A 13,114-nucleotide genomic window follows, 5' to 3' on the forward strand; every position below is an offset into this window, starting at 1 on the left:
GGTTGAAGGCGGGCACCCTTAGTGCCGTATTCGGCCAGCGCAGGGCAAGTGTCTTTACGCTAACAATTGCGAGAGGCTGGCCGGCCTCTTGTCGTTTCCCACTCAGCTCAAGGCGTCATGCAGGAAGCGAATGGTGAGCCCATTGGCGCGACCGGCGCTGGTCGCGCTGTAGTGAAGTCCGTCCGGGCGGGCAAAAGCGTGATCTTCGTCCGGATAATCCTCGAGTCGTATGGTTGGGTGGGGGTCGAAGGCTCTGTGGATTTCGGCCTGGGCCTCGGCCGGAACAAATTGGTCCTTGCCGGCGATATGCAGAAGTAGCGGGCGATCCAGATCCTTCGCCTCGTCTAGCCGGGCTTCGATTCCGACGCCGTAATAGCCGACGGTCGCCTCACTATCTGTACGGCAGGCGGTCAGGTAGGCGAGCAGGCCGCCGAGGCAATACCCCATCGCGCCTGCCTTGCCGGTGCAGGCCGTGTCCGCACGCAGGGTGGCGAGAGCGTCAGCGATATCGCGCATCCCGGCTTCGACATCGAATTGCTGGAAAAGCTGAAACGCGCGTTGCAGCTCCGGTTCAACGTGATCATCGAGCTCGATCCCGGGTTCGATTCTCCAGAACAGGTCCGGACAGAGCGCCACGAAACCGGCCTCGGCCAGGCCGTCGCAGATCTGGCGCATATTGGCATTGACCCCGAATATCTCCTGTAACACCAGCACGCCGGGTCCGCTCCCGGAGGCGGGCAGCGCGCGATACGCGGAAAATTCTCCATCCCGTCCCTTGATGTGGATATATTGACCTGCCATGGGGGCCTCCTGTTGAGTGCTCTTGCAGCCAGTTCAAGCGAGGCCGGTATGAAGGTCAAGATCGACATTGAATGCAGCCCCGAGGAAGCGCGCAGCTTCCTGGGCCTGCCGGACGTCACCCGCATCAATGAAGCCATGGTTGATGAGGTGGTGCGCCGGACGGAAGCCAATCTGGAGTCCATGGAGCCGGAAGCGCTGATGCGGCAATGGTCGACCGTCGGTGGAGAAATGACCAATCAATTCATGGACATGATGCGTCAGGCTGGTGGCGTCCCGAAATCGGGAAAGGGCAGTTAGTCCATTGAATACAACTGTTTACGCGTTGGCGACGCCGGCTGGCCGGTCTGGCGTGGCGGTGATCCGCCTGTCCGGTGCCAATGCCGGAGCGATTCTGGACGCGCTGGCGGGTCTCCCGCGCCCGTCGGCCCGCCAGGCCTCCCTCAGATCCCTGCGCTCCGTTGATGGTTCGGTGATGGACCGGGGTCTGGTGATCTGGTTTCCGGGGCCCGCGAGTTTCACGGGTGAAGACAGTGTCGAGTTTCATGTTCACGGCGGTCCGGCTGTCATCGAGGCCATGCTTCACGCGCTCGACGAGTCCGGAGCGCATCCCGCGGAGGCCGGGGAATTTACGCGCCGTGCCTTCGAGAATGAGAAAATTGATCTGACCGAGGCCGAAGGTCTCGCCGATCTGATCGAAGCCGAAACCGAAGGGCAGCGGAAGCAGGCTCTGGCCCAGATGTCGGGCTCCTTGCGCCAGCTTTATGACGGTTGGCGGGACCGTCTCATCAGCGCCATGGCGTCGATAGAAGGGGAGATTGACTTCCCGGATGAGGAGGATGTCCCGGATGCGCTCTCTCATACGGCCTTTGCCCCCCTCAGCGAGTTGATCTCGTCGATGTTCGCTCATCTCGATGATGGGCGCCGTGGCGAGCGGATCCGGACGGGGTTCTCGATTGCCCTGATCGGGGCCCCGAATGCGGGTAAATCGAGTCTGCTCAATCGGCTGGCTCGGCGGGAAGCGGCGATCGTCACGGATATTCCCGGTACCACGCGGGACATTGTTGAGGTTCAGCTGACCCTGTCCGGCTTCCCGGTCGTGATTTCGGATACGGCGGGCCTTCGTGAAGCGGTGGATGCGATCGAGGCTGAGGGTGTACGCCGTGCGCTGGACCGGGCTGAGCATGCCGATCTGCGGATCGGTGTCGCGGATGCGCGATCCAAGGAAGAGTTGAAGGATTTGCAGGGCCGTCTTGCCGATGGCGACCTGCTTGTTCTGAACAAGCTGGATCTTGCACCTGGTGCCGAGCGTGACGGGACGTATCCGCTCAGTGCCAAATCGGGTGAGGGCGTTGAGGCGCTGGAGCGTCGGATCGAGACAATTGTGCGGGACAGGCTGTCGTCGCGGGAAATGCCGGCGCTGAGTCGGGTCCGTCATCGGCGGGCGGTGGAATCGGCGCTGGAGGCGCTGGCGCGATGTCGGGACAATCTCGCTCTGGCACCGGAGCTGGCCGGCGAGGATGCACGCCTTGCGGTGCGAGCCCTGGAAAGTCTCACCGGACGGGTCGATGTCGAGGACGTGTTGGATCGGGTATTCTCTCAGTTCTGCATCGGGAAATAGATCGCGATTAAGCTTGCCGTCTGTTTCACGTGAAACATCGCGATGCTGATCTCGACTCTAGAGGGCGAAGGTCTTATGTAGACCGGCTTCAATCTACCTGGATCCGGATCGGAATCGCTCCCATGAAAACCTGGGATGTCATTGTCATTGGTGGTGGCCATGCGGGCTGCGATGCCGCCGCCGCGTCTGCGCGCCTGGGCGCCAGCACGCTATTGATGACCCACAAGCTCGAGACCATCGGGGAGATGTCTTGCAATCCTGCCATTGGCGGGTTGGGCAAGGGTCATCTGGTTCGCGAGATTGACGCGCTTGATGGCGTGATGGGCCGAGTGGCGGACGCCTCCGGGATCCAGTTCCGACTGCTGAACCGGTCCAAAGGTCCTGCGGTACGAGGCCCGCGCACGCAATCGGACCGGGCGCTTTACAGGGCCGCCATGCAGGCTGAGTTGGCGGCAATTCCTGACCTTGAGATCGTCGCGGCTGCCGTTGAAGACCTCCTCTTTGATGGGGGTGTTTGTACGGGTGCTGTCGATGCAGATGGCGTGTCCCATCATGCGCGGGCTGTGGTCCTGACCACCGGGACTTTTCTGCGCGGCTTGATTCACAAAGGTTGCGAGCGAATTCCGGCAGGCCGGGCCGGTGAGGCGCCGTCAATCGGTTTGTCAGACACACTTTATGGGCTCAATCTGCGCATGGGCCGGTTGAAGACGGGCACGCCGGCGCGTTTGCGGAAGTCGTCGATTGATTGGGAGTCGCTGGAGCAGCAAGCGGCGGATGAAGCGCCCGTACCGTTTTCCTTTCTAACGGAGACCATCACGGTCCCGCAGGTCAGCTGCGCCGTCACGCGCACCACGGAAGCGACTCATCAGATCATCGCCGACAATCTTGGTCAGTCTGCTGTCTATTCCGGTGCCATCGCAGGGCGCGGCCCACGTTATTGTCCGTCGATAGAAGACAAGGTCGTTCGTTTTGCGGACCGGTCCCAGCATCAGGTTTTTCTGGAGCCCGAGGGTCTCGACGATGACACGGTCTACCCGAATGGAATTTCCACTTCTCTGCCGGATGAGGTTCAGCAGGCTTTTCTCCAAACCATTCCGGGTCTCGAAGCGGTCGAGGTGAAGCGCTACGGCTATGCCATCGAGTATGATTATGTGGATCCGCGCGAACTCGATGCGACTTTGCAGATGCGCAAGCGCCCGGGGTTGTGGCTGGCGGGCCAGATCAATGGGACGACCGGTTATGAAGAAGCCGCCGCCCAGGGTCTGATGGCCGGTGCCAATGCGGCACTTGCGGCGACGGGTCGTGCGCCTTTCGTCCTGAGTCGGTCAGACGCCTATATCGGGGTGATGATCGATGATCTGATCACCCGTGGTGTGAGCGAGCCTTATCGCATGTTCACCTCGCGCGCCGAGTATCGTCTGACCTTGCGGGCCGATAATGCTGATCAGCGTCTTACGGGCAAGGCCGAGCGTCTTGGTCTGAGCGGCGAGGTCCGAAACACCGTATTTGCTGAAAAGATGTCCGAGCTCGGCCGACTTCGCACGCGTGTTAAAGACCTGTCCCTGACGCCGAATGAAGCGGCGCGTCATGGCCTTTCTGTCAATGCCGACGGCAAGCGCCGGTCTGTGTCTGACATGTTGGCTTACCCGGGCGTGGATTGGGCCAAGACGTGTGAAATCTGGCCTGAGCTGGCAGGTGCGCCCAGAGCTGTGGCGGAGCAGATCGAAATTGATGCGCTCTATGCCGGCTATATCGATCGGCAGCAGGCCGACATCCTCGCCTTCCGCAAGGACGAGGCCGTTCATCTTCCGCGGGATCTTGATTATGCCGGGATTGGCGGTCTTTCCAATGAAGCGCGGGAGAAACTTGAAGCCGCTCGTCCGGAGACGCTTGGCCAGGCGGCCCGCATTGAAGGTGTCACGCCCGGTGCTTTGACGGCCGTTCTGGCTCACGTGAAACGTCGTGGACGGGAGGCCAGCTAGATGGATCGCGAGGATTTCGGGCGCGAAACCGGTGTTTCACGTGAAACACTGGACGGCTTTGACCAGTGGCGCGCGCTTCTCATCGAGACCAACGCGCACACGAATCTGATTGGCCGGTCGACGCTGGACCAGTTCTGGCACCGTCACGCCCTGGATAGTTACCAGCTCCTGGAGCACATATCGACCGATGTGAAGAAGGTCGCAGACCTGGGCGCCGGCGCCGGTTTCCCCGGTATCGCTCTGGCTCTCGGATTCCGCGATCGCGGCCAGGCGGCCAGCGTCACCATGGTGGATTCCGTCGGCAAGAAAGTCGCGTTTCTCCGCAAGACGATCTCAGCGCTCGATCTTGATGCCGAGGCCCGATCTGTCCGCGTGGAAACGCTGGATCCGGCGGAAGGCTTTGATCTGGTGACCGCGCGCGCCTTTGCGCCTCTGAATAAATTATTGGGCTATGTCGCGCCCTTGTTGAATAACAAGGCTCAAGGTCTCTTTTATAAAGGGCAAAACTATCGGGATGAATTGACCGCCGCCCGTAAAAACTGGACATTCGATCATGAAGTCATACCCAGTCGGACCAGTGACGGTGTGATCCTGCGTATTCATGAGGTGGAACGTGCCAACTGACGTCCAGCGCGCCAAGGCGCCCCGTGTCATTGCTGTTGCCAATCAGAAGGGGGGCGTGGGCAAGACCACAACCGCCATCAATCTCGGCACGGCCCTGGCCGCGATCAAGCAGAAGGTCGCCATCATCGACCTCGACCCGCAGGGGAATGCGTCTACCGGGCTTGGTGTGCCGCCAAACAAGCGCGGGCTGACATCCTATGACGTGCTGGTGGGGGGTGACTCCCTGAAGTCCGCCATGGTTCCGACTGTTGTGCCTGGCCTTTCCATCGTCCCCTCGGACGAGCTCTTGTCGGGAGCCGAACTCGAACTGGCGGATGACCAGCGCCGGTCCTACAGGCTCAAGCGCGCCATTGATCAGAGCATGCAGGCGCTGGGCCCGGACGCAGCCGGCCTCGACTATATCCTGATTGACTGCCCACCATCGCTGAACGTCCTGACGGTCAATTCCCTGACCGCATCCGATGCGATCCTCGTGCCGCTTCAGTGCGAGTTTTTTGCCCTCGAAGGCTTGTCCCAGCTTCTCAAGACGATTGATCGTGTGCGCGGACATCTCAATTCTCGCCTCGATATCCAGGGTGTCGTGCTGACCATGTATGACAGCCGCAACAACCTGTCTGCCGAGGTTGCCGCTGACGTTCGCGAGCATTTTGGGGACAAGGTCTACAAGACGATGATCCCGCGCAATGTGCGGGTCTCCGAGGCGCCATCGGTCGGCAAGCCCGTCCTGCTCTATGACCTGCAGTGCTCGGGATCTCAGGCCTATATCAGTCTGGCCAAGGAAATCGTCCAGCAGGAACGCAAGCGGCGACGCGAAGAACAAGGTGAAGTGGCATGAGTGCGAGCGAAAAGAACAAGCGCCTCGGGCGCGGATTGTCAGCCCTGCTCGGCGAAACCGATACCGAGGGCTACAGCGCACCGGAAGCTGAATCGACAGAAAGCGGCCGGTCATCCCGGGATGGTGTCCGCATGATTCCAATCGAGCTGATCACCCCAAACCCGGATCAGCCACGAAAGACAATCACCGAACCCGAACTCAACGCACTTGCAGACTCGATTGCAGACAAGGGCATTGTCCAACCCATTCTGGTCCGTCCCGTCGATAGCGGTGCGCGCTTCCAGATTGTTGCCGGTGAACGTCGTTGGCGGGCCGCTCAACGGGCCCGCTTGCATGAAGTGCCGGCCTTGGTCCGTGAGCTCACCGACCGAGAAACGCTTGAAATCGGTATTGTCGAAAACGTCCAGCGAGCAGATCTCAATCCGGTTGAAGAAGCCCATGCATACCGCCAGCTGATCGACAGGTTTGGGCACACCCAGGAAGACGTCGCGCACGCCGTTTCCAAAAGCCGCAGCCATGTCGCGAACATGATGCGCCTCCTGTCACTTCCTGACTCTGTGCTGTCCTGTCTGGCTGAAGGCAAGCTCTCTGCCGGTCATGCCCGGGCGATTGCCAATGCACCCGATCCTGCTGCCCTGGCAGAGCAGATCATTGATCGCGGCCTGTCTGTTCGCGAGGCCGAAAAGCTCGCTCGCGCGGCCCAGAACCCAAGCGCGCCGGAAACCAAGTCGGCCGCCAAATCTCGTGCTGACAAAGATGCTGACACGCGGGCGCTGGAAGCAGATATCACGGCCCGACTGGGTCTGTCCGTCGATATTCGTCATAGTGCGAGAGGCGGAGAATTACGGGTTCAGTACAAGACGCTCGAGCAATTGGATGATGTTTGCCGTCGTCTGAGTGCCGATGGCGTCCGCGGTTAGTCAGCGACCAATCTGGGCCGCGCCCCGGGCCAGGCGAAGCAGAAGGTCGCCGACGAGCGCTTCAGCTGGCGCGCCGGACCGCTTCACGGATCGCTCTGCATCGAAGGCGAGTTGTCGTGCGTGGTCCAGCCGTCGGCCACGCCACAGTGAGAGCTGTCGCTTGAATGTGTCGGCCTGTGGCCCGAAGCGCGGTGCACCGCTGCGCGCGATGGCTCCATCATTTCCACCGGCCGCATGCACAGAGCTGAGTTGATCGAGGCGGCGTTGCAGAGCGCGAAGTATGCCGACTGCTGATCCACCGGCTGTGATCGAGCGATGATAAGCACTATCCGCCTTCGTCAGTTGACCGAGCAAGGCGGGCGCCAGGACAGAGTCGAGCTGAGCCTCGCCCTGGTCCGCTGCAATCGCCTCGATATCCGCCCGGGTGACCGTGTTGTCGCTTTCGTCGCGCTGACTCGCGAGTCCCTTGTACAGGATCAACTTCTCAATCTCGCCCCGGGCCAGCGCGCGGTCACCTTCAAGTCTCGGCAGCCAGGTGTCACGCGCATCACTTGCAAGATTAAGTGACTCAACCTTGAGCATATCCACACAAAGGGATTCGAGTGAATGGGTGTTATCAGTATAACACGCTATAGATATTGCCTTTTTTGCCGGTTCAAAGGATTTTCTAAGCTTCCCTCGCGGCGTTAAGTCTCCGGACTCGACCAGCAGCACCGCTTCCGCCGCGAGAGAGCCGTCTTCCAGGGCCTTGATCAGCTCTATGATCGGGCCGCTACCGGTTTCGCCGGTCAATCGCACACGAACCAGGCGCCGGCCGCCAGTCAGCGACATGGCCGCCATCGCATCCGCAAGCCCGGCCGGGTCAGATTTGAGATCCTCTTCGGTGAGCTGGGTCAATGCGAAGGGATCATCAGGATCCTCAAGAACAGCCTTGACCAGCGTCTGGGCCCGTTCATGGGTCAGACCGCGATCGGGTCCATAGATCAGATAAGCGCGAATAGCCGGGTCTGGCTTGCGAACTCGGGCATCAGCGTCACGCGCCGTCGCCTTCACTGGCTATCGGCGTCCTGCAGCGCCCGGACGAGCTGATTGGCAATTCGTTCGGCGGCCAGCTGGGCGGCTCGCTCGGTCGCATCACGTTCCGCTGCAACAGTCGCATAAACGGAGCGCGGGACATTGTAGGATGCCTCTGAACTGACCGTTCCGGTCATTACCGGATCCGTGTCGCCATCGCGGTAGAGACCATAATCGACGTCCAGACCGATCGCATAACGCGACACTGCCGCATCTGCGCCGACGCCGAGGGGTGAACGGGTAATGTCACTCTCGGTACGCAGCGTGAACGGGCCGCTGGCATGGCGGGCGCCCATCCGCTCCAGCAACGCTTCCTGAAGGTGGAAATCAACCTGCTCCCGTCCGGTTTGGACTCGAATGTCGGACAAACCCTGTGCGACGCCATGGCTGCCATACATTGGCGAAAAGCCGCAGCTTGAAACAAGCAGCCCGGCGGCTACCGCGAGACTGGCAAGAAGAGCGTGGCGGCTGGAACCCATAATCTTATCCTGCGACGATATTCACGATACGATCAGGTACCACGATAACTTTGCGAACACTAAGCCCTTCAAGGGCCCGCTGTACGGTTTCGTCCGCCATGGCCTGGTTCTGGATGACCTCCTGGCTGGCACCTTTGGGTACATTGATTTCGGCCCGACGCTTGCCATTGACCTGCACCGGCATCACCACACTGTCATCAACCAGCAAGGCCGGATCGGCTTCGGGCCAGGCTGCGTTGATGACCAGGCCTTCGCCACCGAGCGTTTCCCAGCATTCCTCGGCCAGGTGCGGGATGAAAGGCGCGATCATCCGAACCAGAATGCCCAGGGCTTCAGCCTTGGCGGCGATTCCGGGCGCATCCGTCGGCTCATACTTGCGCAGGACATTGACGAGGTCATGGACCTGGGCGACGGCCGAATTGAACCGGAAGCCTTCGATGGCATCCGTTACGGTCTGCAAGGCCTTGTGGGCCGCTCGGCGAACCCCGAGCGCATCTCCGCTCGCATCAGCCGCGACAGCGAGCGGGCCGGGTGCACCCTCGGGCAAGGAGGTGACGGTCGACCAAAGCCGTTGAATGAAGCGCCAGACGCCTTCAACGCCGCTATCAGTGTACTCGACATCGCGCTCGGGCGGAGAGTCGGACAGCACGAACCAGCGTGCGGCATCCGCTCCGTAACTCTCGATGAAGGCATCCAGATCGACGACATTCTTCTTCGACTTGGACATCTTTTCGATGGAACCCACTGTGACCGGCTTGCCGGTGGCGATCTCGATCGGCCCGTCCGCGCCTTGATCCACCTCGTCGGGCAAAAGCCATTTGCCGTCCGACGATTTGTAGGTCTCGTGCGTCACCATGCCCTGGGTGAACAAGCCGGCAAAGGGCTCGCCGGAAGTCATGTTCATCAGCCCGGCATCGTTCAGTGCACGTGTGAAAAAGCGCGCATAGAGGAGGTGAAGGATCGCGTGCTCAATGCCGCCAACATACTGGTCAACCGGCATCCAGTGTTCTGCATCGCTCGCCAGGAAGGGCGTGTCTTCGACCCAGGGCGAGGTGAAGCGCAGGAAATACCAGGACGAGCAGACAAAGGTATCCAGCGTGTCCGTCTCCCGGCGGGCCGGCTTGCCGCAGGACGGGCAATCGGTGTCTTTCCAGGTTGGGTGGCGTTCCAGCGGGTTGCTGGGATGATCAAAGGTGACGTCCTCAGGCAGTTCGACCGGCAATTGATCGTCCGGAACCGGAACCACACCACAATCACCACAATGAACAACCGGGATCGGGCAACCCCAATAGCGCTGGCGAGACACCAGCCAGTCGCGCAGCCGGTAGCTGGTCGCCCCTTCACCAAGTTTCAGGCCTTCAAGCTCGGAAATGGCGCGCTCAATCGCGTCGTCGGTGGAAAGTCCGTCCAGAAAGCGCGAGTTATAGATCGTGCCGGGCCCGGTATAGGCCTCATCCTCGATGACATGATCATCGACCGACGCATTGGGCGGCAGCACCACCGGGTTGACGGCGAGGTCATATTTGCGGGCGAAATCCAGGTCTCTCTGATCACCGGCCGGCGAGCCAAAAATGGCACCCGTGCCGTAGCCGGATAGCACGAAATTGGCGGACCAGACCGGCAATTCCCAAGTCTCATCAAAGGGGTGCTTGACGGTGATGCCGAGGTCGACGCCGCGCTTGGGCGCCTTTTCGATTTCTTCCGCCGTGGTGCCCATGCGCGCGCACTCATGCATGAAGCGATCAATCTCCGGATCGTCCGCGGCGAGCGCCTTGACGATGGGGTGATCGGGCGCCAGCGCCAGGAAACTGGCGCCAAACAGTGTATCGGGCCGCGTCGTGAAGACGTCGATCGTATCGCCGAACTGGGTGGCCAGGTCGCTATCCGTCAATGGGAAACGGACTTCGGCGCCTCGAGAGCGACCGATCCAGTTGGACTGCATCGTGCGGACCTTGTCCGGCCAGCGATCCAGCTCTTCCAGCGCGTCGGTCAGTTCATCGGCGTATTCCGTGATCTTGAAGAACCACTGATCCAGCTCACGCTGGACAACGAGCGCGCCCGAACGCCAGCCGCGACCATCGATAACCTGCTCGTTTGCCAGAACGGTCTGATCGACCGGATCCCAATTGACCTTGGCGGTCTTGCGGTAGACCAGCCCGCGCTCCATCAGCCGCGTAAAAATCGCCTGCTGGTGTCGGTAATAGGTCGGATCGCAAGTGGCGAACTCGCGGCTCCAGTCAAGCGCAAGGCCGAGGCGTTGCAGTTGGCCGCGCATGGCGTCGATATTGTCATGGGTCCACGCGCCCGGATGCACGCCGCGATCGCGTGCGGCATTCTCTGCCGGCAGGCCGAACGCGTCCCAGCCCATTGGATGCAGGACGTCGAAGCCGCGCGCACGCTTGTAGCGGGCAACAACATCGCCCATGGCGTAATTCCGGGAATGGCCGACATGAATCCGCCCGGACGGGTAGGGAAACATCTCCAGGACATAGTATTTCGGTTTCCCACCTGAGGCTTCAGGACCCAGAGCCCTGAAAGCGTCACAGGCGTCCCAGGCCGCCTGCCACTTGGGTTCGGCCTCGCGTGGATTGTATCGTGTCATGTCTGGCCCGCGGCCGCGCCGCGCCCCCGGTAATCGATCAGGCTAAGCTGCCTGACTAGTTTTCCAGTTGCGAGATTCGCAGTTGACGCGCGCGGGTCAGGATTGCGTTCTCGATATCATACGCAGTCTGGCCGCTGGTCTCCGCATCAATCCATTCGCCGCTTTCGCTGCGAACCTGACGGAAGACACTCACGGCCAGCGCGTCGGCACGCAAGCGCGTATCGAGGATGTATACTGTGAGCTTGAAGCGCTCGCTCGCCATCTGCGGATTGGCATACCAATCAGTCACAATGACGCCGCCGAACGGATCCACTTCAGCCAGTGGCATGAAACTGATGGTGTCCAGGCTGGCGCGCCAGAGAAAGCCGTTCACGCCAATGCCTTCCGGCTCGACCACGCGATTGCTGGCCAACGGGTTCGGTAATGAAGGCAGGCGCAGTCCAGACGATTCCGACGACGATTCCGCCGTGTCGGCATTGCGCGAGGCGCAGGCCGGAAGTGTGAGAATGGCGGCAGAAAGGATCAATCCAAGAATCCGACGGTCCGACATGTGCCGTGACTCCTTCGAAACAAACGGCGAAAACGCTCGAGAAACTGCAGGACGCGAATGCGCCTCAGGTTTTGAAAGACTTGTATAACACGCGAATTCGCGCGCGCCAGCGGCGAAAGGCACCCGATCAGGCGTGACAAACCTGCAACATATTTTGGTGAACACGCCGTCAACTCTTTCCCGGCGCTTGACCGGAGGCGCGTGCTCACCTCCTTTAAGGCGCGACGTCCGGGGGGACGGGGCCGATCGGCGGGACCGCGAGCGATGAGAAGGACAACCAGCGCGATCTTCTTCGCCGCTTTGTCCGGAACACTTGCGGGCCCGCCGGCATTCTCCCAGCCTCCGGATTCTCCTTACATTTCAGCGTCCGCCGCATCGGATTCATTTGGCCTGGACCCCGGGAACACTCTCGACTGGCGGGCCGATCTCGGCCTGGTCCTGTTGGCGGGCGACACCCCGACTGACCACCCCGCCTGGCTGGGCGATATCGAGCTTGGCGTTGAATTCGAGAGCTTCACGCAAGGCGGTCGACGCTGGGGCTGGGTCCTGGCCGGTCACGCTGAACGTGACCAACACCTCTCTGCCCGCGGTGGTCGCACTGGCAATTGCCCCGCAGGACGCGGGGATTGTGCGAGCCTGAACACACTAAACCCAACCTTGATCCCGATCGCCGCTGACAGTGGACTGTTCAGCGATGGCCTCGAAACTGGCAGTCGAGTTCGTGCCATGATTTCTCACGCTTACCTCTTCGCTGACACGGGCTGGGGGGAGCTGAGACTTGGCTATGGGCCAGGCGCTGCGCGGCTCGATCCTGTGAGGGGTCCGGCAACGGCGCGCCTGACTCGGGCAGATGGCGGCCACCTGGTTGCCGCCAGCCCCGGCGCGATCCGGACGGAAAGCCATTTGTCCGGCCAGGACCCCAAGCTGGTGTTTCGCTCCATCGCGCTGGGTCAGGAAAGCAGTGTCGGCACGCTTCGCGCGTCGGTATCCTTCACGCCGGAGGTCAGGCTGTGTGGCGTGGACGCATGCCCGCGTCGAACGGGACCCGGAGGCCAGGTCGGATCTATCAACAAAGCTGTCTCCGAGCTGGCCCTGACGTACGAAATTCGCCGCGGCGACCATGAATGGTCGGCGAGCTTCGCCACCAGCCAGGCCGGCGACATGGATGGCCCGGCCGGCTTCGACCCGGTCAGCAGTGTCGATGCCGGTCTGTCCTGGCGCTGGCAGGATTGGCGCGCAGGTGGACGTTGGCGGCACAGCAATAATGGTCTTGCGGGCGGCGGTGCGCTGGAGGCCTGGTCGGTCTCCGCGGGCTGGGAACAAGGCGACTGGCTCTCCACGCTCGAATACGCCACCTCGAGTGATGATTTCGTTCATCAGGACACACGAGTCTGGCAGGCGGCGACATCGCGCCTCATCGGGGACCATGGATTGGTCGCAATCGGAGTTCAGTCTGCCGCGACAGACAATCCGGTGCTGACCCGCGCAGGACGACGCCAGGCGAGTGCTCACCACACCACGGCCTTTGTCGAGCTCGGTTGGCGATATTGACAAATCCGCCACAGGACTTGGACTTCTTTCATCCTTGCGGCAGATTCTGTTTGGGTCGGTCAAGACCGCTGCGCTACA

Annotated in this window: 12 protein-coding genes; 7 read left to right on the forward strand and 5 right to left on the reverse strand. The window is 61.3% G+C overall.

The window, feature by feature from the left end:
• Nucleotides 1–102: 102 nt before the first annotated feature.
• Complete coding sequence (locus tag Q0X62_RS01560) at nt 103–801, reverse strand: dienelactone hydrolase family protein (protein WP_297730871.1); 699 nt, start codon at nt 799–801, stop codon at nt 103–105.
• Between the two features lie 12 nt (nt 802–813).
• Between Q0X62_RS01560 and Q0X62_RS01565 the strand changes: the two genes are divergently transcribed.
• The 6 genes from Q0X62_RS01565 (at nt 814) to Q0X62_RS01590 (ending at nt 6,780) form a co-directional block, all read left to right on the forward strand.
• A complete protein-coding gene (locus Q0X62_RS01565) occupies nt 814–1,098 on the forward strand; it encodes a DUF6489 family protein (protein ID WP_297730874.1) in 285 nt (94 codons plus the stop codon).
• Between the two features lie 4 nt (nt 1,099–1,102).
• The gene (gene mnmE / locus Q0X62_RS01570; RefSeq protein ID WP_297730877.1) at nt 1,103–2,419 is read left to right on the forward strand and encodes a tRNA uridine-5-carboxymethylaminomethyl(34) synthesis GTPase MnmE; all 1,317 of its coding nucleotides are present in this window, start codon (nt 1,103–1,105) and stop codon (nt 2,417–2,419) included.
• Between the two features lie 122 nt (nt 2,420–2,541).
• Nucleotides 2,542–4,401: a tRNA uridine-5-carboxymethylaminomethyl(34) synthesis enzyme MnmG gene (gene mnmG, locus Q0X62_RS01575; protein WP_297730879.1), complete on the forward strand. Its 1,860-nt coding sequence runs from the start codon at nt 2,542–2,544 to the stop codon at nt 4,399–4,401.
• The gene (gene rsmG, locus Q0X62_RS01580; protein ID WP_297730882.1) at nt 4,402–5,025 is read left to right on the forward strand and encodes a 16S rRNA (guanine(527)-N(7))-methyltransferase RsmG; all 624 of its coding nucleotides are present in this window, start codon (nt 4,402–4,404) and stop codon (nt 5,023–5,025) included.
• A complete protein-coding gene (locus Q0X62_RS01585) occupies nt 5,003–5,860 on the forward strand; it encodes a ParA family protein (protein ID WP_297730884.1) in 858 nt (285 codons plus the stop codon). The genes rsmG and Q0X62_RS01585 overlap by 23 nt, the downstream gene beginning before the upstream one ends.
• Nucleotides 5,857–6,780, forward strand: a complete 924-nt coding sequence (locus tag Q0X62_RS01590; RefSeq protein WP_297730886.1) for a ParB/RepB/Spo0J family partition protein — start codon at nt 5,857–5,859, stop codon at nt 6,778–6,780. The genes Q0X62_RS01585 and Q0X62_RS01590 overlap by 4 nt, the downstream gene beginning before the upstream one ends.
• Here Q0X62_RS01590 and holA read toward each other — a convergent pair whose 3' ends face one another.
• Genes holA through Q0X62_RS01610 form a run of 4 tightly spaced genes read right to left on the reverse strand, consistent with a single transcriptional unit; the run spans nt 6,781 to nt 11,485 of the window.
• Nucleotides 6,781–7,833 (reverse strand): DNA polymerase III subunit delta, encoded by a 1,053-nt coding sequence (gene holA / locus Q0X62_RS01595; protein WP_297730888.1) that lies wholly within the window; start codon nt 7,831–7,833, stop codon nt 6,781–6,783.
• A complete protein-coding gene (gene lptE, locus Q0X62_RS01600) occupies nt 7,830–8,333 on the reverse strand; it encodes an LPS assembly lipoprotein LptE (RefSeq protein WP_297730890.1) in 504 nt (167 codons plus the stop codon). The genes holA and lptE overlap by 4 nt, the downstream gene beginning before the upstream one ends.
• Nucleotides 8,334–8,337: 4 nt before the next feature.
• Complete coding sequence (gene leuS, locus Q0X62_RS01605) at nt 8,338–10,935, reverse strand: leucine--tRNA ligase (protein WP_297730892.1); 2,598 nt, start codon at nt 10,933–10,935, stop codon at nt 8,338–8,340.
• A 55-nt stretch (nt 10,936–10,990) separates the two neighbouring features.
• Nucleotides 10,991–11,485 carry a DUF3576 domain-containing protein gene (locus Q0X62_RS01610; protein ID WP_297730894.1) on the reverse strand — a complete coding sequence of 165 codons (495 nt, stop codon included), beginning with the start codon at nt 11,483–11,485 and terminating at the stop codon, nt 10,991–10,993.
• A gap of 264 nt (nt 11,486–11,749) precedes the next feature.
• Between Q0X62_RS01610 and Q0X62_RS01615 the strand changes: the two genes are divergently transcribed.
• Complete coding sequence (locus tag Q0X62_RS01615; RefSeq protein WP_297730896.1) at nt 11,750–13,036, forward strand: hypothetical protein; 1,287 nt, start codon at nt 11,750–11,752, stop codon at nt 13,034–13,036.
• Nucleotides 13,037–13,114 lie beyond the last annotated feature (78 nt).

Source organism: uncultured Maricaulis sp. (assembly GCF_947259345.1).
Classification (GTDB): Bacteria; Pseudomonadota; Alphaproteobacteria; order Caulobacterales; family Maricaulaceae; genus Maricaulis.

Coding starts and splice junctions, on each gene's coding strand:
- lptE (WP_297730890.1), bottom strand. CDS start 8,333: ATGGGTTCCAGCCGCCACGCTCTTCTTGCCAGTCTCGCGGTAGCCGCC.
- rsmG (WP_297730882.1), top strand. CDS start 4,402: ATGGATCGCGAGGATTTCGGGCGCGAAACCGGTGTTTCACGTGAAACA.
- Q0X62_RS01590 (WP_297730886.1), top strand. CDS start 5,857: ATGAGTGCGAGCGAAAAGAACAAGCGCCTCGGGCGCGGATTGTCAGCC.
- Q0X62_RS01615 (WP_297730896.1), top strand. CDS start 11,750: ATGAGAAGGACAACCAGCGCGATCTTCTTCGCCGCTTTGTCCGGAACA.
- Q0X62_RS01610 (WP_297730894.1), bottom strand. CDS start 11,485: ATGTCGGACCGTCGGATTCTTGGATTGATCCTTTCTGCCGCCATTCTC.
- Q0X62_RS01585 (WP_297730884.1), top strand. CDS start 5,003: ATGAGGTGGAACGTGCCAACTGACGTCCAGCGCGCCAAGGCGCCCCGT.
- Q0X62_RS01560 (WP_297730871.1), bottom strand. CDS start 801: ATGGCAGGTCAATATATCCACATCAAGGGACGGGATGGAGAATTTTCC.
- leuS (WP_297730892.1), bottom strand. CDS start 10,935: ATGACACGATACAATCCACGCGAGGCCGAACCCAAGTGGCAGGCGGCC.
- mnmG (WP_297730879.1), top strand. CDS start 2,542: ATGAAAACCTGGGATGTCATTGTCATTGGTGGTGGCCATGCGGGCTGC.